The following is an 18,627-nucleotide window of genomic DNA, read 5'->3' as shown; positions in this document are numbered from 1 at the left end:
CTCAGTTTCGGTCGAGCCCCGCTACGGGCAACCGTACCCGAGCGACCTTTAGTCCAAGTCGATGTGTTCCCCTGGACCGGGCTCCTCGTCGCGACTTCCCGTGCCCCGGGTGGTCCAGCGGCGTTCCTGCGTCTCGACGGCCGACCGGTAGGCGGCGAGCAGTTCGGAGCCCGCGGCGGCGAGATGGTCGAAGACGTCCGGGTTGCGCTCCATCACCGGTTCGACGGCGGCCCTGGCCTGCTGGACGACCTGGTTGACCATCTGCTGGGCGGTACCGGAGGCGACCGCGCCGAAGAGCGGCGACTGGATCCCGGAGAGTTTGTCGGCGACGGCGTCGACGAGCTTGCGCAGTTCCTCGGCGGCGGAGCCGGGGGGCGGGCCGTGCTGGGAGCGGCGGCGGGCCCGTTCCTCCGCGAGATCCTCGGCGCACGCCGTCGCCCAGGCGTCGTCGTCCGTCGCGTGCGCCTCATCGACGCGCACCTCGTCGGCCGTCTCCTCCTGAGCGGCGTCGGATGGGGGGCGCTCTTCGCTCATGGCGGACTCCTGCCTACGTGTTCGTGCCTTCGACGTTACCCGAACGGCGGTACACCGTTCACCGTCCCGACGGCCCCGATCGGTACCGGGGCACGTCCTTCGGCCACGTCGCAGGCCCCGCCCCCGCTCAGGTCCCGCGCGGCCACAGGCCGGGGTCCGGCTCGAAGCGGATGCGCAGCTCGCCCTCGCGCAGGGCCGCCCCCGCCACGGTGCACCGGCGCAGCGCGGACGGCAGCGGCACGATGCGGCGGAACGGGCCGACGGTGACGACGAGTTCGTCGCCGCGCCGGATGAGGTCGAGTTCGTCGCGTATCGCGCCGGGCAGCGGGATGTTCCAGACGAGGACGCCGTCGTCCGCGAGACGGTCGACGACGGGCCACTCGACGGGGGTGGGCGCGGTGTTGACGGCCGGTACGGGCAGCGCGGCGAGGTCGTGGGAGCCGCGCGGATCGTGGCCGGCGTGCGGGACCTCGTGGACGTCGTACGCGTCCTGCCATTCGTCCAGGGCCTTGCGCTGCTGGGCGGCGAGGGCCGCGAGCCAGGTGTCGTCGGTGGCACCCGGCAGCACCCGGTTCGCCACCAGGGTGTCGACGGGCAGGCCGCGCAGGGCGAGGGCGGTGGCCGCGGTACGGACGGCGTCGGCGCCCGCAGGTCCCGGCTCGGCGACCAGCCGTACGGTCGTGGCGCGGTCCTCGACGACGGCCTGTACGGCGGCCAGCTCGACGTCCCAGCGGGCGGCCGTCTCGTACAGCCACTCGGAGGGCATGGGCACGCCCGCGAGCCGGCCGAGAACGGGGCGCAGGGCGCGGGCGGCCTGGCGCTCGGGCGGGAGCAGGCGGCGCAGGTAGCGGCGGAGTTCCTCGGGCAGGGAGAGGAGGGCGAGTGCCTGCGGGGCGGGCGGCAGGTCCACGACGAGGAGGCCGTACGCGTCCGACAGCGCGGCGTCGCGCAGGGCCCTGAGCAGGGCGAGTTCCTCGGCGCCGGGCAGCGGCGTGACCTCCTCCGCGTCCAGGCGGGAGGCGCCGAGCAGGTCGAGGGCGGTGGTGGCGCGCTGCTGGAAGGCGGTGAGGTCGTCGCGGAAGCGGGCGGCGGCGTCGGGTCGCCACGCGGTGAGGCCGGGGGCGGCCTCGACGGGGTCCGGGCCGGTGGGGACGCCGAGGACGGCACCGAGGGTGTCGGTGCGGTCGGCGGTGAGCACCAGGGTGCGGGTGCCCTCGCGGGCCGCCTTCAGCGCGGTGGCCGCGGCGACGGTGGTACGGCCGGTGCCGCCCTGGCCGGTGATCAAGATGGTGCGCATGGGGGTGAACGCTACCGGTCTCCGGCCGGGGGCCGATCCCGGGCGAGGCCCGGTGAGTGGGCCGGGGACGTAGGGGCACATCCGCCCGTCGCCGCTGGATCAGGCGTGGGCCGGGACGCGAAACCTGCTGGATCCGAACGGGAGCGACGGGCGTCCGATGTGCCGGCACGGCGCCTCACGCCGGATCCCGGGTGCGGGCCGCGGACGGCTCGGGCGCGTCTCCTTCGGCGGCTGCCGGGATTTCAGCCCCTCCGGCGTTCGAGGAGCGGGGTCCGGGCGGAGCCGCCGGGACGGGAGGGGCGGAGGGGGCGAGGAAGGGCTGTGACCCTGACGGGCGGGGGTTTCCCGGGCTCGCCAGGGTGGAGAAATGGCCGGGAGAGCAGGCGCCCCTCGGGGCTAGGCCGTCTCTTCGACGCGCTTCTTCAGGCCGGCCAGCGCACGGTCGATGATGACCTTCTCGGCCTTGCGCTTGATCATCCCGAGCATCGGGATCTTGACGTCGACGGTGAGCCGGTAGGTCACCTCGGTCGCCCCGGCACCGACGGGCGCGAGTAGGTACGACCCGTCGAGCGAGCGCAGCATCTGGGACTTGACCAGGGTCCAGGAGACCTCGCGGTCCCCGGTCCAGGTGTAACCGAGGGTCTGGTCGTCCTTGATCGCGCCGGCGTCCATGACGAGGCGGACCTGTTCCGCGCGGCCCCGCGCGTCCGTCCCGAGCACCTCGGCCTCCTTCACCTCACCCGTCCAGTCCGGGTAGCGGGCGAAGTCGGCGATCACCGCCATGACCTCCTCCGGTGCCGCCTCGATCGTGATGCTCGAACTGGTGTGTTCCGCCATCGCGGTGGCTCCTCCAGATGCGGTCCGGTGAGGGAGGGTGGTGCGCACGTCTGTGCAGCGTGAAGGCTACCGCGCACAGCCACGGCCGCTGTCACCCCGCCCGGCGTTCACCACCGCCGACGGCTCACCACTCCAGCACCCAGGGCCGGCCCGACCCCGCGAAGTGCCCCACATTCACGCATTCCGTCGCCCCGACGCGCATCCGGCGGGCGAGGGGCTGATGGACGTGGCCGAAGAGCGCGTAGCGGGGGCGCGTGCGCCGGATCGCGTCGAGCAGGGCGCGGGAGCCCCTTTCGAAGCGGCGCGCCACGGTGTCGTAGACCAGTTCCGGAACCTCCGGCGGGATGTGCGTGCAGAGCACGTCGACCTCGCCGACCGCCTCGATCTTGGCCGCGTACTCCTCGTCGCTGATCTCGTACGGGGTGCGCATCGGTGTCCGCAGTCCGCCGCCGACGAAGCCGAACACCCGGCCGCCGATCTCCACCCGCTCGCCGTCGAGGACGGTGGTACCGGGTCCGGCGTACTCCGGCCACAGGTTCGGCATGTCGACATTGCCGTAGGTGGCGTACGTCGGAGTGGGGAACGCGGCGAACATCTCGGCGTACTGCTTGCGTACGGCCTTCTCGATGGCGGCGGCCCGCTCGGTGCCGATGCCGGCCCACAGCCGGGCGCCGAACGCGCGGGCCTCCTCGAAGCGGCGGGCGGTGCGCAGCTCGACGATGCGGTCGGCGTTCTCCACGCCGAAGAGCTCGGGGAAGATGCCGCGCGAGTGGTCCGCGTAGTCCAGGAAGAGGACCAGGTCACCGAGGCAGATCAGGGCGTCCGCGCCGTCGCCCGCTCGGGCCAGGTCCCGGACGTTGCCGTGCACGTCACTGACCACATGAACGCGCGTCCTCGGGTTTCCGACCGGTGTGGGTGCCATGACGATCAAGCGTAGGCGTGTGCGGCAAACGTGAACAGAGGCGGCCGGACCTGCGATTACTGGCTGGCCGGGAAAGGCGTGGACTACTCTGCGCCAAGGAACGCCAACACGTGTGACGCATGGAACATCTCGCTCGACCCCCCTGTCGAAGAAGCCATACCGACGGGTAACGTCCGGCCAGTCCAGTCGTACTCAGGATTTCAACCAGTGATCTTCCGAGTACCTGCCCGAGCCTTGGACCGCACCGTCGCATCACACAGAGTCGTGGCGTCGGCGCCCTATGAGGAGCAGCAGTCTTGCGCGAGTTCAGCCTTCCGGCTTTGTACGAGGTCCCTGCGGACGGAAATCTCACCGACATCGTCCGCAGAAACGCCGCGCAGCATCCCGACGTCGCCGTCATCGCGCGCAAGGTCGGCGGCACATGGACGGACGTGAGCGCCACGACCTTCCTCGCCGAGGTGCGCGCCGCGGCCAAGGGCATGATCGCCTCGGGCGTGCAGCCCGGGGACCGGGTCGCCCTGATGTCCCGCACCCGCTACGAGTGGACGCTGCTCGACTTCGCGATCTGGAGCGCCGGCGCGGTCACCGTGCCGGTGTACGAGACCAGCTCCGCGGAGCAGGTCCAGTGGATCCTCGGTGACTCGGGCGCGACCGCCTGCATCGTGGAGCTGGCCACGCACGCCGCCTCCGTCGAGTCGGTGCGCGACCACCTGCCCGCCCTCAAGCACGTCTGGCAGATCGAGACCGGCGGCGTCGAGGAGCTGGGACGCCTCGGCCACGACGTCAGCGACGCCGCCGTCGAGGAGCGCAGCTCGCTCGCCAAGGCGGACGACCCGGCGACCATCGTCTACACGTCCGGGACGACGGGCCGCCCCAAGGGCTGCGTCCTGACCCACCGCGCGTTCTTCGCCGAGTGCGGCAACATCGTGGAGCGGCTGCGCCCCCTGTTCCGCACGGGCGAGTGCTCCGTGCTGCTCTTCCTCCCGCTCGCGCACGTCTTCGGACGGCTCGTGCAGGTCGCGCCGATGATGGCGCCGATCAAGCTGGGCTGCGTCCCGGACATCAAGAACCTCACGGACGAGCTGGCCTCCTTCCGGCCGACGCTGATCCTCGGTGTGCCGCGCGTCTTCGAGAAGGTCTACAACTCGGCGCGCGCCAAGGCCCAGGCGGACGGCAAGGGCAAGATCTTCGACAAGGCCGCGGACACGGCCATCGCGTACAGCCGGGCGCTGGACACCCCCTCGGGCCCGTCCCTCGGCCTGAAGATCAAGTACAAGACGTTCGACAAGCTCGTCTACAGCAAGCTGCGCGCGGTCCTCGGCGGACGCGGCGAGTACGCGATCTCGGGCGGCGCCCCGCTCGGCGAGCGGCTCGGCCACTTCTTCCGCGGCATCGGCTTCACGGTCCTGGAGGGCTACGGCCTCACCGAGTCCTGCGCCGCCACGGCCTTCAACCCGTGGGACCGCACGAAGATCGGCACGGTCGGCCAGCCGCTGCCCGGCTCCGTCATCCGCATCGCCGACGACGGCGAGGTCCTGCTGCACGGTGAGCACCTGTTCAAGGAGTACTGGAACAACGAGGCCGCGACAGCCGAGGCGCTGGCCGACGGCTGGTTCCACACCGGTGACATCGGCACCCTCGACGAGGACGGCTACCTCCGCATCACCGGCCGCAAGAAGGAGATCATCGTCACCGCCGGCGGCAAGAACGTCGCCCCGGCCGTGATCGAGGACCGCATCCGCGCGCACGCGCTCGTCGCCGAGTGCATGGTGGTCGGCGACGGGCGTCCGTTCGTGGGCGCGCTCGTCACCGTCGACGAGGAGTTCCTGGTCCGCTGGGCCGAGGAGCACGGGAAGCCCGTCAGTTCGACCGCGGCGTCGCTGCGCGAGGACCCGGACCTGCTCGCCGCCATCCAGGACGCGATCGACGACGGCAACGCGGCGGTCTCCAAGGCGGAGTCGGTCCGCAAGTTCCGCATCCTGGCGCACCAGTTCACCGAGGAGTCGGGGCACCTGACGCCCTCGCTGAAGCTGAAGCGGAACGTCGTCGCGAAGGACTACGCGAGCGAGATCGAGGCGCTCTATCGGGGCTGACGCCCTTCAGCGGGGCTGCTGCCCGAGTGCCGGGGTTCCGGCCCCGGCCCCTTGCGGCTGCGCCGCGAGGCCGGCTGTCCGCCAGGATCCGCCGTAGGGGCGGAGGTCCCTCCCGGACGAACGGCCCGTCGTGGTCGCTCGCGCAGTTCCCCGCGCCCCCAAAGGGGGGCCGCTCCTCGGAGCGGCCCCCCTTTGGGGGCAGACCTTTGGCGTCAGAGAAGTTCCCTCAGCCTCTCCGCCAGCAGGTCCCAGCGCCACTTCTGTTCCACCCAGGCGCGGCCCCGCTCCCCCATCCGGCGGCGGAGTTCGGGATCGCCGAGCAGGGTGGTGACGCGGTCGGCGGTCTCCTCGGCCGAGCCGCCGTGGACGACCCAGCCCGTCTCGCCGTCGAGGACGGCGTCGGGCGCGCCGCCCGAGTCGCCGCCCACCACCGGCAGACCCGTCGCGGACGCCTCCAGGTACACGATGCCGAGCCCCTCGACGTCGAGGCCGCCGCGGCGCGTACGGCACGGCATCGCGAAGACGTCCCCGGCGCCGTAGTGCGCGGGCAGCTCCGACCAGGGCACCGCGCCGGTGAACCGCACCGAATCCGCCACCCCGGTGTCGCGGACGAGGGCGCGCAGGTCCTTCTCGTAGGGCCCGCCGCCGACGATCAGCAGCACCGCGTCGGGGTGCTTGGCCAGGACGCGGGGCATCGCGCGGACGAGGGTGTCCTGGCCCTTGCGCGGGACCAGGCGGGAGACGCAGACGACGACCGGCCGGTCGGTGAGGCCGAGCCGGGCGCGGACCTCCGCGCCGCCGGAACCCGGATGGAAGGTCCCCTCGTCGACGCCGGGCGGCAGCTGGACCATGCGGGCCGCGGCCTCGGGCGTCAGCGCGGCGGCGATGCGCGAGCGCGTGTACTCGCCGAGGTAGGTGATCGTGTCGGTGGACTCGCCGATGCGGCGCAGCAGGGTGCGGGCGGCGGGCAGCTGGGCCCAGCCGGCCTCGTGCCCGTGTGTGGTCGCCACGATGCGGCGCGCGCCCGCCCTGCGCAGCGCGGGTGCCATCAGCCCGAGCGGGGCGGCCGCCCCGAACCACACCGACGTACAGCCGTGTTCGCGCAGCAGGCCGACCGCCCGGCGGGTGGCGCCCGGGGTCGGGAGCAGCATCGTCGTGCGGTCCCGTACGACGGTGAAGGGCTGCTCGGCGTCGAACGCCGCGGTCGCCTCGGCACCCTCGTGGCCGCGCTTCCACGTGGAGGCGTAGACGACGAGCTGTTCGGGGTCCAGGCGCAGCGCCATGTTGTGCAGGAAGGCCTGGATGCCGCCCGGACGGGGCGGGAAGTCGTTCGTCACGATCAGGGTCTTGTGCATCGTGTTCGACACTATCGAACCTATACTCACAGGTCGGCACGGCCGCGCTCGACGGCTCGCACACAGGCCGGCGCGTCAGCCTGACTCTTCGAAGCACGGCGGCGACGCACACGGATTCCGGACGAAGAGGGCCAGGTGGGCATGACGGGGGCCAGTCGCGCGAGGGTCGCGTTGGGCATGACCGCGCTGCTCGGCGTCTGGGCTCTGACCAGGGTGCTGCTGCTGCTCTTCGTGACCAGGGTGAACGTCTTCCCCGGTCCGGACGTCACGAGTGACGTGTCGGTGATCTACCAGGGCTGGTACGACGTCCTGCGGCACGGCTCCTTCCCGCGGCAGGACGTCACCTGGCAGTATCCGCCGGCCGCCGCCCTCGCGATCCTCTCCCCCGGCCTGCTGCCGTTCCTGGACTATCCGCACGCCTTCTTCGTGCTGGCCTTCGTCGCCGACCTGGTGGTGTTCGGGCTCCTCCTGTACGCGGGTTCGCGCTCCGGCAGCACGCGGCGGGGGACCTGGGTGTGGGTGATCGGCGTGCCGCTGCTCGGTCCGACCGTGTACGCCCGCTACGACCTGATGGTGACGGCCGTCGCGGTCGCGGCGCTGCTGGCCGGGGTGCGTCATCCGCGGGTGATGGGGGCGCTCGTGGCCTTCGGCGCGATGGTGAAGGTGTGGCCGGTGCTGCTGCTGGTCGGAGCCGTGCGGCGGCGGGCCTGGGTGTCGGCCGCGGTGACGGCGGCCGTGATCGCGGCGGTGTTCTGGATGACGATGCCGGGCGCGTTCGCCTTCCTGACCTTCCAGCGCGACCGCGGCACCGAGGTGGAGTCGCTCGGCTCCCTCGTCTTCCACGTGGCCCGGCACCACGGCTGGAACGGTCAGGTGCTGCTCAACTACGGCTCGGTGGAGTTCCTCGGCCCGCACGTCGACCTCGTGAGCACGGCGGCCCTGGTGCTGACCGCGCTCGCGTTCGGCTGGCTGCTGCTGTGGCGGCTGAGCGCCAGGCGGTTCCTTCCGCACACGCTCGCCGACGCCGCGTTCGTGGCCGTGCTGATGTTCACCGCTACCAGCCGGGTCATCAGCCCGCAGTACATGGTCTGGCTGGTCGGGCTCGCCGCGGTCTGCCTGTGCTTTCGCGCGAGCCGGATGGCGCTGCCCGGGGCCCTGGTGCTGATCGCGTGCTTCGTGACGGTGCTGGAGTTCCCGGTCTACTTCGCGGACGTCGTGGCCAGCGACACGCTCGGCATCACCCTGCTGGTCGTCCGCAACGGCCTGCTGGTGGCCGCCTCGCTCCTCGCGGCCCGGTCGCTGTGGCTCGGCACGGTCTCCGAGCCGGCGCCGGACCTCCCCGCTCAGGCGGCCCGCACCAGGGAGCCCCTGGCCTCCTCCTGACGCGCCGCCCGCCTTGCCCACAACGGCAGGGCGGCGCACTGCACCGTCATGGACAACGCGAGGGCGAGGCAGATCCCGGGCAGTCCGTGTCCGGACAGGACGTGGGCGAGCACCAGCTGGACGGCGGTTCCGGCCAGCGTCACCCGGAGCAGGACCGGCGCTCCCCCGCTGCCCTCGAAGACCCCGCCGAGCGCGATGAAGCAGGCCGTCAGCACCACGTAGGGACCGACGCAGCGCAGGAACAGCGCGCCGTCGTGGGCTACGGCGGGACCGGCGCCGAAGGCCCGCATGATCCAGGGGGCCGCCACGGCGAGGATCCCCGCGGCGGCCAGGCCGACGGTGCCCGACACGAGGAGTGCCTGCCGCCCGATGGCGCGCCGCTCGTCGCGGCCCTCGCCCCGGGTGTGCGCGGTGTGGATCGCGGCGGCCTGCCGTACCGAGTAGAACGCCATGGTGGCGACGTACATGACCTTGTAGGCGATCGCGTACGCCGCCACCGCCGTCGTCCCGATCCGGGCCACGATCGCGACCAGCACCAGGGTGCCGCCCTGGCGGACGGTGAAGTCGGCGGCCATGGGCAGACCGGTGACGAGGGTGCGGCGCAGCGCGGCGCCGGTCGACTCGGCGGGTGACGCGGCGGCGGCCCCGGCCCGCAGGGCGCTGCGGAGCAGGACGCACAGACCCGCAGTGAGGGCCACGCAGCGGCACAGCACCGTCGAGAGGGCGGCTCCCCGCACCCCGTAGGCGTGGATGAGGACGGGGTCGAGGCCGAGGATCAGGCCGTTGGCCAGCAGGGCGAGGCGCATCGGGGTACGGGTGTCGCCTGCGCCCTTCAGGATGCCGTCGACGAGGTTCTGCACGAAGAACACCGCGATGCCGGGCAGGGAGACGGCGAAGTACTGGACGGCGAGGGATACCGCGCGTCCGTCGCCGCCGAGCACGAGGTGGGCCAGCGGCTCGCGCAGCAGGTATCCGCCGAGGGCGATCACGGGCGTGACCAGGGCGCAGAGTGCCCAGCCCCCGCGGACGGCCGACCGGACCGCGCCCGGATCGCGGGCGCCCCGGGCGTGCGCCACCAGCACGGTGGTGCCGGAGGCGAAGACCAGGGCGACGCCGAGCAGCACGTTCTCGGCGTTGGTCGCCACGGCGACGGCCGCGACGGCGGCGCCCCCGAGCCGGGACACCCAGACGGTGTTGATGATCCCGGCGGCGACGGAGGCGAGCAGCGAGAGGTAGACGGGGTGGGCGAGCGCTATGAGGCGGCGGCGATGGGCGTTCATGGGGACTCCCTCGAATCGCCCGGCCGGCGTGGACCCGCCGACCGGGTGCCGCGGCGCGGGCGAAGTCCTCTTATCGAGCTACCTCGTTTCGAGGTAACTCGATAAGAGGTACCATGCCTGAGGAGCGCCCGCAAGCATGTGGGAACAACGGCGAACAGAGGAGCCTGCCGGATGCTGGAGCTATCGATCCTGGGCTTTCTGTACGAGGAACCCCTGCACGGCTATGAGCTGAAGGAGCGCATCAAGGCGCTGAGCGGCCACGTCCGCCCGGTCAGCGACGGCGCCCTCTACCCGGCGATCACCCGCCTGGTCACCGCGGGCAGCGTCGACCAGCGCACCGAGCCCGGGAGCGGAGCGGTACCGCGCCGCGTCCTGTCGCTGACCGGCGTGGGCCGCGCGGACCTGCTGGAGCGGCTGCGGCGGCCCAAGCAGGCCGAGATCACCGACCAGGTGCGCTTCAACACCCTGCTCGCCTTCCTGCGTCACCTGGAGGACTCCGGTGAGCAGGCCGCCGTGCTGCGCCGCCGCCTGGAGTTCCTGGAGACCCCGGCGAGCTTCTTCTACCGGGACGGCCGGCCCGTCCGCGCGGAGGAGACCGAGGACCTGTTCCGGCAGGGCATGCTGCGGGTCGCGCGGGCGACGGGCGAGGCGGAGCGGGCCTGGCTCAGAGAGGCGATCGAGCTGCTCGACCCACGAACGGCCGGGCCCGTCAGCCCAGTTGCTCCCTGAGGTGGTCCCGCCACTGCTGCGTGAACCGTTCCGGCGTCGTGTGCAGCACGTCCCGCAACGCGTCCTCGACGGCGCCCGGGCGTTTCCGGTGGTCGCCCACGGCCCGGTAGAACGCGTTCAGGCGGGCCTCGCCCCAGTGGCCGGCGATCAGCCGGCAGGCCATCCAGCCGCCCTCGTAGGCCTGCGCCAGCGCGGTCGCGTCGCCGGTGAACCCGAAGTCCTTGTCGTCGGGCAGGGCGGCCGGCACATGCCCGTCCGTCACGGCGCGCTGGAGCTCGGAGGCGATCTGCCCGGGCGACCGCCCGCTCCCCCGGTAGCCGACCCAGTCCGCGTACCCCTCGGAGAGCCACAGCGGGGTCGCGGCCGTGGTGTGGGCACGGGTCGCGACATGCGTGCTCTCGTGGGTGAGCACGACCTGCTTGCCGAAGTCGCCGAGGACGCCGTACGCGTCCGGATTGACGATGATCCGGTCCGCGGGCGCCTCGGCCGAACCTCCCACCTCACCGGTGGTGACCGCCGCGATCCCCCGGTACCCGGCCGCCGGAGCCCCCAGCAGCCCCGCCATCCCGTCCAGCGACTTCGGTACGAGGACGACGACGTGCCCGGCCCAGTCGGGGCCCCACGCCCGCGACACGGCGGGCACCGCGTGGTCCGCGAGGGCGGCGAAGGAGCGCAGCCGCTCACCGGACTGCCCGACCCCGAGCACGAGGCTGTGCTCCCCCCGTGCGACCGTCACCGCCCCCTGCTCCCACAGCTGGCGGCCGCTCCTGCCCGTGGGCTCGTCCGAGTCGACGCGCCAGGCCCCGGCCGTGCGGATCAGGCCCAGGGTGCGGCCGGCGGTGACCGGCGCCGTGTCGTAGCCCTCGATGCGGTAGCGGAGCTGGACGCGGGCCGTGGCCGTGTGGCCGGAGACGCTCAGCCGGTCCAGGTGGTAGGACCAGGCCGCGAGCGGCACCTCGCGCAGGTTGGCGAACTCGTCGGAAGCGGCCGACGGGTCGCCCGTGGCCCGGTACGCGGACACGTCCCCGTCCAGGACCGCGGCGGCACGCCGGTCGAGGACGCGTTGCACCGCGGCCGACGACGCGGTGTCGGAGGACGGCCCACCGGAGCAGCCGACGAGCACGGCGAGCAGCAGCACCAGGGAGAGCCCCGCTCGCGACGCACGCCTTCGACCAGCCACGTCGACGATCGTACGGTGCGCGCGCCGTCCGGCCTGGTCCGTGACCCGGGGCCCGGTCCGAGCGGGGGGCCCTGGTCCCGCCGCGCGTCCGTCACGGCCGGGTGACGGACGAGATCGGCATCATCCCGACCGGGTCGTAACGCACCGGGGCTCCCGGGTAGGGCGCGTGGATCACCTGGCCGTTGCCCACGTACATCCCGACGTGGCTGGCGTCGGAGCGGTAGGTGACGAGGTCGCCGGGCTGCGCCTGGGACAGCGGCACCTGCCGTCCGGCGTACCGCTGGGCCTGCGAGGTGCGTGGCAGACCGACACCGGCCCGCGCGTAGGACCACTGCATGAGGCCCGAACAGTCGAAGCCGCCCGGCCCGTTGGCACCCCAGACGTACGGGCGGCCCAGGGCCGAGCGGGCGGCGGCGACGGCGGCGGCCGCGCGCCCCGAGGCCGGAGCGTCGCTCCCGAAGCCGGGCAGGTCCGCGCGCGTCGAGCGCGAGGCGCGGTCGTAGGCGGCGCGGTCGGCGTCGGGCATCGAGTTGAGCAGCCGCCGGGCCTGGGCGAGCTTCCGCTCGACGGTGCGCTTGTTCTGGGCGACGGCCTTGCGGCTGCTCTCCAGTTCGGCGAGTTTCCCGCCGGCCTCCTCGCGTTTCTGGGAGAGGTCGCGCAGGGCGAGCTGGAGGTCCCTGAGTTCACCGGCCTGGTGCGAGGTGATGCGGTCCAGGGCGGCGGCCTTGTCGAGGTAGTCGGCCGGGTCGTCGGAGAAGAGCAGCGCGAGGGAGGGGTCGATGCCGCCGGAGCGGTACTGGGCTCCGGCGAGCGAACCGAGCGCCTCCCGCATGGTGTTGATGCGCTCCTGCTGCCGGGCGATCTCGTCCTGCGCGGTGCCGACCTGCCTGCGCAGGGTGTCGGCGCGTTCGTCGGCCTTGTCGAACGCCTCGGTGGCCTTCTCCGCCTGGGTGTACAGGCGGTCCACCTCGGCGCGGGTGTCGTCCTGCGGTGCCGCGGAGGCGGGCAGGGTACCGAGTGCGGCTGCCGCCGCGGACATCACGCAGGCGGCGATGCCGAAGGCGCCGGCGCCCCGGTCGAAGCCGGTCGGTGCAAGGCGGCGATGGAACCCCACGGGTGGCCGCTCTCCCTTCCGCTGACGGTCCCCCGCTGTTGGGGGAAACGCGCCAGACAGTAGCCGTGCGACCACACACCGGCCAAAGACCTCCGCGGGCACACACAGTGACGCCCCGCCGGAGACGCAGGTCACCGACGGGGCGCGGGGTCAGCGGGAGTTGTCGCAATTCGCCCGTTTGGGCGGCGTGGCGAGGGGTCCCGTCAGGCGGCGGAGGCAGGCTCCGGACCGCCCGTCCGGATCAGATCCGGACGCCGAACTGGAAGGGCATGTTGCCGATCGCCTCGTAGCGGACGACCGCGCCGGTGTGCGGGGCGTGCAGCACCTGGCCGCCGCCCGCGTAGAGACCGACGTGGTGGAAGTCGCCGTAGAAGATGACCAGGTCACCGACCTGGAGATCGCTCTGCGAGTAGATCCGGGTACCGGCGTTGGCCTGGGCCTCGGAGGTGCGCGGTATGGAGACGCCGGCCTGGGCGTAGGCCCAGGAGGTGAGGCCGGAGCAGTCGAAGGAGCTGGGGCCGGAGGCGCCGTAGACGTACGGCGATCCGATGGCACCCTGGGCGGCGGAGAAGGCGGCACCGGCACGGCCGGAGCCCTTGCTGCTACCCAGGTTGACGCGCTCGGTGGCGCGGGTGGCGCGTTCCTGCTCCTTCGCGGCGAGCGCGGCCTTCTCCGTGGCCGTCAGGGAGTTCAGGAGCTTCTGTGCCTCGCCCAGCTTGCCCTGGACTTCCTTCTTCTTCTTCGCGAGCTCGGCCCGGGTGTCGGCGAGGTCCTTGAGCTTCTCGGAGGCCTCGGACCGCTGCTGGGCGAGCGAACGCTGCTTCTCCTGGACCTTCTTGAGCGACTCGACCTGCTGGGCGCTCAACTGGTCCATGGCCGAGGCCTTGTCCAGGTAGCTGTCCGGGTCGGAGGAGAGGAAGAGCGCCACGGACGGGTCGATGCCGCCGGTGCGGTACTGCGCGCTGGCCATCGAACCGAGGCCGTCCCGCAGGTCGTTCAGGTCTTCCTGGCCACGGGCGACGTTGTCCTGGAGGGAGCTGATCTCCTTCTGGAGCTTCTGCTGCTTCTCCTTGGCACCGTCGAGCTTCTCGGTGGCCTTCTCGGCCTCTTCGTAGAGCTTGTCGACCTTGGCCTTGACCTCGTCCTTGCTGGGCTTCTCGGACGGTGCGGCATTGGCGACGTTGGCGCTGAGGGCAACGGCAGCCGCGGCGGCGGTGGTGAGCACGGTCACACGGGTGCGGCTCGGCTGCTTGGGTCGACGGTGGGACGCCACGAAGGCGAGCTCCTTCTTCCTCCAGCCGCCTGCCGCGTAACGCCGACGGGCGGTGCCCCTCCACCGTCACTCCTGATGAGCGATCACCCTAGTTGGAGGTTCGAGGCATGACCCTAGTGACCTTCTTGTGATCAGTTCAAATCCAAACCTGAAAATTCTTTGTCACGGAGCGCATTCTTTGCATTCAACTCACGTGCAGTGATGTCCGCTTGACACTACGTCGCGTGAACACCGGACCAATTCGGGCATGCGGGCCAGAGGTTACGCAAGGTACGTAGGTTGCTCTTGCGACGTACACCCCAGATCGGCGGAGCGCCGTCTCAGCCGCGCGTGAAGCGCTTCAGCAGGACCGCGGAGGCCACCGGCCGGGCGCCCGCCTTCGCGATGCCGTCGGCCACCTCACGGTCGGTCGAGGCGACGATGACCGGCCGGCCCGGCGGCTCGGCCCGCACCAGCTGGCGGATCACCTCGTCCGCGGTGACCCCCGGCTTGGAGAACAGCACCCGCACCCCGCGCGGCGGCGCGAGCAGCACCGGCGCGGCCAGCTCGGCCCCGTCGAAGACACAGGTGACCTCGGCGCCGGTCTGCGCGGCCAGCTGGGAGAGCTGCCCGAGCAGCCTGAGCCGCTGCTTCTCCAGCGGCATCTGGGGATAGCCGGTCTTGGTGACGTTGTAGCCGTCGACGACCAGATGCGCCTGGGGCAGCGCGAGCAGCTGGTCCAGGATCGCGGGGTCGTTCTCCGACAGGGCGCGGGTGGCGATGTCCTTGGGCGTCATCCGCCCCGGCTCGACCGCCTCCACCGTCTCCGCGGGCCGCACCGAGACGGGCGGCAGCGCCAGTTCGCGGCGCAGGCCCTGAGCCGCGTCCAGCACGGTGTCGAGAAGCAGCCGCAGCCGCATGTCCTCGACACTGCGCCCCTCGCGGGCGGCCTTGCGGCCGGCCTCCAGGGCCGCCTCGGCCTCGGTGAGGCGCGCCTTGAGCCGCCGGCCCTCGCTCTCGGCCGCGGACACCTGGGCCTGGCTCTCCGCCCGCGCCGCGTCCGTCTCGCCCTGGAGCTTGCGCAGCGCGGCCTCGCCGCGCTTCACGTCACTGAGGGCCCCGCGCAGCTTGCGGTGAAGCGATTCCGCTTCCTTGCGCGCCGTGTCCAGTTCGGTGCGCAGCCGCTCGGTCTCGGTCCTGATCTGGCCGCGCGCCGCCGCGAGTTCCCCGCGCAGCCGCTCCAGCTCGGCCCGGCTCTCCTCGTCGGCGCGCTCGGCGTCCGCCCGCAGGGCCTCCTCGCCCGCGGCGGTCACCAGCTTCACCCAGCCCGCGGGGCGCAGAACATAGGCCGCGGCCGCCACGTCCAGCGGGTCCGCGGCCGGGGGCGGCGCGGCCGAGTCGAGGGCCGCGGTCAGTTCGGGCTGCGTCTCTCTCAGCTTCTCGGCGATGCGCTGTCTGAACAGCGGGTCCGTCTCCAGCGCCGCCGCCATGGCGGTGCCGGCGAACTTGGCCCGCCGGTTCGGCGCGAAACGGGCGTACTGCCGCAACTGCGCGGGCAGTTCGGCCAGCGTCAGCCCGCCGAAACCGTCCGAGACGATCTGCACGACGCGCCGGCGCACGCCGTCGGGCAGCGGACGATCGAGCACCTCGGCGGCGCCGTCGTCCGGCTCCCCGCCTGTGGTCTCCATCATCCGTCACCCCAATATCCGTGCGGGTCCCGCTCCCTCAGGAGCCGGCACCCGGCCTGTCCACGAGTTCGACCTGATCCACCGCGTTGCACCAGCGGCACCGCACCGACTCGATGGTCTCACTGACCACCTCACGCTCCTCGACCTTCGGCTCACCGGCGAGGTCGAGGTGCATGTACTCGACGACCTTCGAGGAGCGGGTGACGTCGAACCGCGTGAGGTTGCCGCAGAGCGAGCAGCGCCAGCGCGTCTTGGCGTCCGGCAGGGGAACCGTCATAGGGCAGTCGCTTCCTTCTAGTGTCCGTCCGGCACCGGTCTCCCGGTGCATGTGGCTCGTAACCCTACGGCCTGGCGGGTAGTCGACGCTCGGCCGTCCACGGCGGCGAGGCTGTCTGTGCCGATCCGTCCGGTACGTCATGCTCTGCACCATGATCGGCAATTGGAGTACGGCAATCGGCAGAGCGGTGCGGTCCCAGTCGGCACCGGTGACGTACGGGCTGATCGTCCTGTGCTGTCTGATCTTCGTCATCGGTCCCGCCTCGGGCCTCAGTCCCGTGTACGGCACCGGGGACGAACTGCTGGCCGTCCAGCGGGCCTATTTCCGGCGCTGGGGCGTGGTGCCGGCCGATCTGTTCGGCGGGCCACCCCGCGAGGTGCTCACCCCGGCCACGGCCCTGTTCATCCACGGCAGCTGGCTCCACCTCCTGGGCAACATGCTCTTCTTCTACGTCTTCGGACTGCTGACCGAGGAACGCATGGGCCATGTGGAGTTCGCGCTGTTCTACCTCGGGTGCGGATACCTGGCCCTGCTCGGGTACGCGGCCGCCAACACGTCCTCGGAACAGTCCCTGGTCGGGGCGTCCGGGGCGATCTCCGCGGTGCTCGGCGCGTTCCTGTACCTGTTCCCCAAGGCCAGGGTGACCAGTCTCTTCCCGTTCCTGTTCTTCCTGCCGTTGCGCTTCCCGGCCTGGGTGGTGCTGCCGTTCTGGTTCACCCTGCAGTGGCTGGCGGCGGGCCGGAGCGAGTCGGGCCCCGGCGTCGCCTATCTGGCGCACCTGGTGGGCTTCTCGCTGGGCTTCGTCTACGCGTGGGTGCGGTTCGGGCGCCGCGGCACCGCGGTGCCCGTGACGGGTGCACCGCTCGGCGCCCCGCCGGACGGACGGGGCCGGATGGAGCGCGAGTAGGGTGAGATCCCCAGCAGTGGCCCCCTAGGGAGAGAACCAGCCGTGATCACCGCGATCGTCCTCATCAAGACCAGCGTGGACCGGATCCCCGAGATCGCCGAGTCGATCGCGTCGCTGGAGAGCGTCAGCGAGGTCTTCTCCGTCACCGGCACCTACGACCTGATCGCCATGGTCCGGGTCGCGGCCCACGACGACCTCGCGGACGTCATCCCCGGCAGCATCAGCAAGATCCCGGGCGTCGAGGCGACGGACACGCACGTGGCGTTCCGTACGTACTCCCAGCACGACCTGGAGGCGGCGTTCGCGATCGGTCTCGACTCCTGACCGAGGCGTACGCCGCCTCGCGGCGGGCCGTCGTGGGTTCCTAGACCGCCGGCACGCAGCGGCCGTCCTGGGTGCGGTACTGCCACCGCGCGCCGTCCCGCACCAGCTCGCGCACCGCGCGGACGAACCGCTCGACGTGCTCGTCGGGCGTGCCGGCGCCGAAGCTGACGCGGATGGCGTTGAGGGACTTCTCTCCGGGTGCCGCCTCGGGGGCGCCGCACTCCCCCTGGCTCTCGGGGTCGCTGCCGAGCAGCGTGCGGACCAGCGGGTGGGCGCAGAAGAGGCCGTCGCGGACGCCGATGCCGTACTCGGCGGACAGCGCGGCCGCGAAGTGCGAACTGTTCCAGCCCTCGACGACGAAGGAGAGAACGCCGACCCGCGGGGCGTCGTCACCGAAGAGCGAGAGGACCCGGACCTCCGGGACCTCGGCGAGGCCGGCGCGGACGGTGCGGATCAGGTGCTGCTCACGGGCGAGGAGGTTGTCGAAGCCCTCCTCGGTGAGCGCCTTGCAGGCCGAGGCGATGGAGTAGGCGCCGATCACGTTCGGCGAGCCGGCCTCGTGCCGGGCCGCGCTGTCGTGCCACTCCACGTCCACGCCGCCGTCCGCGCGCCGGGTGACCTTGCGGCTGGCGCCGCCGCCCGCCAGGTACGGGTCGGCCTCGCGCAGCCAGTCCGAGCGGCCCGCGAGGACACCGGAGCCGAACGGCGCGTACAGCTTGTGCCCGGAGAAGGCGACCCAGTCGCAGTCGAGGTCCTGGACCGACACCGGGTGGTGCGGGGCGAGCTGGGCGGCGTCGAGGACGATCCGGGCGCCGTGGGCGTGCGCGGCGGCGGCGAGTTCCCGCACCGGCCACAGCTCCCCCGTGACGTTCGAGGCCCCGGTGACGCAGACGAGGGCCGGCCCGTGAGGGTCGCGTGCGGCGAGGGCCTGCTCCAGGGTCGCGACGGCCTCGCCGGGGGTGCGCGGGGCGTTGAGGTACGTCACCCGGGCGTCGCGCCAGGGCAGCAGCGAGGCGTGGTGCTCGGTCTCGAAGACGAAGACCTGGCAGTCGGCCGGGAGCGCGGCGGCGAGCAGGTTGAGCGAGTCGGTGGTGGAGCGGGTGAAGACGACCTGGTCGTCGGTCCGGCAGTCGAGGAACTCGGCGACGGTCCTGCGGGCGTTCTCGAACAGGTCGGTGGACAGCTGCGAGAGGTACCCGGCACCCCGGTGGACGCTGCCGTAGTACGGGGCGTACGCGGCGACGTCGTCCCACACCCGCTGGAGGGCGGGCGCGCTGGCGGCGTAGTCGAGAGCGGCGTAGTCGACCTCGCCGCCGGTGACGAGCGGAACGGTGACGTCCCGGCCCAGGACGGGCAGCGGGGCACAGACGGAGACGTCGGCGGTGGTGGTGACAGACATGGCGGGCTCCTGTGAGGCAGGCGGGATCGCCGCGCGAGCCGGCCGCCCGAAGGCAG

General features: G+C 72.3%; 17 protein-coding genes. 5 read left to right on the top strand and 12 right to left on the bottom strand.

Going from position 1 to position 18,627, the window contains the following annotated elements; genetic code table 11:
- Window positions 1–48: 48 nt before the first annotated feature.
- The 4 genes from ACIRQH_RS29350 to ACIRQH_RS29335 all read right to left on the bottom strand — a co-directional run bounded on the left by ACIRQH_RS29350 (window position 49) and on the right by ACIRQH_RS29335 (window position 3,548).
- A complete protein-coding gene (locus ACIRQH_RS29350) occupies window positions 49–534 on the bottom strand; it encodes a DUF5304 domain-containing protein (RefSeq protein ID WP_358815149.1) in 486 nt (161 codons plus the stop codon).
- A gap of 127 nt (window positions 535–661) precedes the next feature.
- Window positions 662–1,831, bottom strand: a complete 1,170-nt coding sequence (locus ACIRQH_RS29345) for an ArsA family ATPase (RefSeq protein WP_404227659.1) — start codon at window positions 1,829–1,831, stop codon at window positions 662–664.
- 396 nt (window positions 1,832–2,227) lie between these two features.
- Window positions 2,228–2,668, bottom strand: coding sequence for an SRPBCC family protein (locus tag ACIRQH_RS29340; protein ID WP_358815151.1), 441 nt, complete (start codon window positions 2,666–2,668; stop codon window positions 2,228–2,230).
- A 124-nt stretch (window positions 2,669–2,792) separates the two neighbouring features.
- Entirely contained in the window at window positions 2,793–3,548 is a 756-nt protein-coding gene (locus tag ACIRQH_RS29335; protein WP_388865159.1) for a metallophosphoesterase, read from the bottom strand.
- 338 nt (window positions 3,549–3,886) lie between these two features.
- On the opposite strand from ACIRQH_RS29335, the gene ACIRQH_RS29330 reads away from it, so the two are divergent.
- A complete protein-coding gene (locus tag ACIRQH_RS29330; protein ID WP_358815152.1) occupies window positions 3,887–5,683 on the top strand; it encodes an AMP-dependent synthetase/ligase in 1,797 nt (598 codons plus the stop codon).
- 212 nt (window positions 5,684–5,895) lie between these two features.
- Here the strand turns inward: ACIRQH_RS29330 and ACIRQH_RS29325 are convergent, their stop codons facing one another.
- Window positions 5,896–7,038, bottom strand: a complete 1,143-nt coding sequence (locus tag ACIRQH_RS29325; protein WP_388865090.1) for a glycosyltransferase family 4 protein — start codon at window positions 7,036–7,038, stop codon at window positions 5,896–5,898.
- Between the two features lie 141 nt (window positions 7,039–7,179).
- Between ACIRQH_RS29325 and ACIRQH_RS29320 the strand changes: the two genes are divergently transcribed.
- The gene (locus ACIRQH_RS29320; RefSeq protein ID WP_404227655.1) at window positions 7,180–8,421 is read left to right on the top strand and encodes a glycosyltransferase 87 family protein; all 1,242 of its coding nucleotides are present in this window, start codon (window positions 7,180–7,182) and stop codon (window positions 8,419–8,421) included.
- On the opposite strand, the gene ACIRQH_RS29315 is transcribed toward ACIRQH_RS29320, so the two are convergent.
- Window positions 8,382–9,701, bottom strand: coding sequence for an MATE family efflux transporter (locus ACIRQH_RS29315; protein WP_404227652.1), 1,320 nt, complete (start codon window positions 9,699–9,701; stop codon window positions 8,382–8,384). The genes ACIRQH_RS29320 and ACIRQH_RS29315 overlap by 40 nt on opposite strands.
- Window positions 9,702–9,872: 171 nt before the next feature.
- On the opposite strand from ACIRQH_RS29315, the gene ACIRQH_RS29310 reads away from it, so the two are divergent.
- Window positions 9,873–10,430, top strand: a complete 558-nt coding sequence (locus ACIRQH_RS29310; protein ID WP_388865084.1) for a PadR family transcriptional regulator — start codon at window positions 9,873–9,875, stop codon at window positions 10,428–10,430.
- Here ACIRQH_RS29310 and ACIRQH_RS29305 read toward each other — a convergent pair.
- From ACIRQH_RS29305 to ACIRQH_RS29285, 5 genes are all read right to left on the bottom strand, one after another.
- Window positions 10,411–11,610, bottom strand: a complete 1,200-nt coding sequence (locus tag ACIRQH_RS29305) for a hypothetical protein (RefSeq protein WP_388929816.1) — start codon at window positions 11,608–11,610, stop codon at window positions 10,411–10,413. The two genes, ACIRQH_RS29310 and ACIRQH_RS29305, sit on opposite strands and share 20 nt — an antisense overlap.
- A gap of 91 nt (window positions 11,611–11,701) precedes the next feature.
- On the bottom strand, window positions 11,702–12,724 hold the full coding sequence (locus ACIRQH_RS29300) for an NlpC/P60 family protein (RefSeq protein ID WP_388865080.1): 1,023 nt from the start codon (window positions 12,722–12,724) through the stop codon (window positions 11,702–11,704).
- A 241-nt stretch (window positions 12,725–12,965) separates the two neighbouring features.
- Complete coding sequence (locus ACIRQH_RS29295) at window positions 12,966–13,997, bottom strand: NlpC/P60 family protein (protein ID WP_358815159.1); 1,032 nt, start codon at window positions 13,995–13,997, stop codon at window positions 12,966–12,968.
- Between the two features lie 320 nt (window positions 13,998–14,317).
- A complete protein-coding gene (locus ACIRQH_RS29290; RefSeq protein ID WP_404227649.1) occupies window positions 14,318–15,667 on the bottom strand; it encodes an NYN domain-containing protein in 1,350 nt (449 codons plus the stop codon).
- 34 nt (window positions 15,668–15,701) lie between these two features.
- Complete coding sequence (locus ACIRQH_RS29285) at window positions 15,702–15,941, bottom strand: hypothetical protein (protein ID WP_358815161.1); 240 nt, start codon at window positions 15,939–15,941, stop codon at window positions 15,702–15,704.
- A 151-nt stretch (window positions 15,942–16,092) separates the two neighbouring features.
- On the opposite strand from ACIRQH_RS29285, the gene ACIRQH_RS29280 reads away from it, so the two are divergent.
- Together ACIRQH_RS29280 and ACIRQH_RS29275 are read left to right on the top strand one after the other, a co-directional pair.
- On the top strand, window positions 16,093–16,848 hold the full coding sequence (locus ACIRQH_RS29280) for a rhomboid family intramembrane serine protease (protein WP_388929819.1): 756 nt from the start codon (window positions 16,093–16,095) through the stop codon (window positions 16,846–16,848).
- A gap of 42 nt (window positions 16,849–16,890) precedes the next feature.
- A complete protein-coding gene (locus ACIRQH_RS29275; protein WP_358815163.1) occupies window positions 16,891–17,172 on the top strand; it encodes an Lrp/AsnC ligand binding domain-containing protein in 282 nt (93 codons plus the stop codon).
- 40 nt (window positions 17,173–17,212) lie between these two features.
- Here ACIRQH_RS29275 and ACIRQH_RS29270 read toward each other — a convergent pair whose 3' ends face one another.
- Window positions 17,213–18,571 (bottom strand): aminotransferase class V-fold PLP-dependent enzyme, encoded by a 1,359-nt coding sequence (locus tag ACIRQH_RS29270; RefSeq protein WP_358815164.1) that lies wholly within the window; start codon window positions 18,569–18,571, stop codon window positions 17,213–17,215.
- Between the last annotated feature and the right edge of the window lie 56 nt (window positions 18,572–18,627).

The organism is Streptomyces sp. NPDC102279 (genome assembly GCF_044766365.1).
GTDB lineage: Bacteria > Actinomycetota > Actinomycetes > Streptomycetales > Streptomycetaceae > Streptomyces.
Note: the sequence above shows the minus strand (reverse complement) of the source record. Positions and strands in the feature narration are given on the sequence as shown.

Coding starts and splice junctions, on each gene's coding strand:
- ACIRQH_RS29320 (WP_404227655.1), top strand. CDS start 7,180: ATGACGGGGGCCAGTCGCGCGAGGGTCGCGTTGGGCATGACCGCGCTG.
- ACIRQH_RS29290 (WP_404227649.1), bottom strand. CDS start 15,667: ATGATGGAGACCACAGGCGGGGAGCCGGACGACGGCGCCGCCGAGGTG.
- ACIRQH_RS29345 (WP_404227659.1), bottom strand. CDS start 1,831: ATGCGCACCATCTTGATCACCGGCCAGGGCGGCACCGGCCGTACCACC.
- ACIRQH_RS29325 (WP_388865090.1), bottom strand. CDS start 7,038: ATGCACAAGACCCTGATCGTGACGAACGACTTCCCGCCCCGTCCGGGC.
- ACIRQH_RS29350 (WP_358815149.1), bottom strand. CDS start 534: ATGAGCGAAGAGCGCCCCCCATCCGACGCCGCTCAGGAGGAGACGGCC.
- ACIRQH_RS29310 (WP_388865084.1), top strand. CDS start 9,873: ATGCTGGAGCTATCGATCCTGGGCTTTCTGTACGAGGAACCCCTGCAC.
- ACIRQH_RS29340 (WP_358815151.1), bottom strand. CDS start 2,668: ATGGCGGAACACACCAGTTCGAGCATCACGATCGAGGCGGCACCGGAG.
- ACIRQH_RS29285 (WP_358815161.1), bottom strand. CDS start 15,941: ATGACGGTTCCCCTGCCGGACGCCAAGACGCGCTGGCGCTGCTCGCTC.
- ACIRQH_RS29315 (WP_404227652.1), bottom strand. CDS start 9,701: ATGAACGCCCATCGCCGCCGCCTCATAGCGCTCGCCCACCCCGTCTAC.
- ACIRQH_RS29280 (WP_388929819.1), top strand. CDS start 16,093: ATGATCGGCAATTGGAGTACGGCAATCGGCAGAGCGGTGCGGTCCCAG.
- ACIRQH_RS29270 (WP_358815164.1), bottom strand. CDS start 18,571: ATGTCTGTCACCACCACCGCCGACGTCTCCGTCTGTGCCCCGCTGCCC.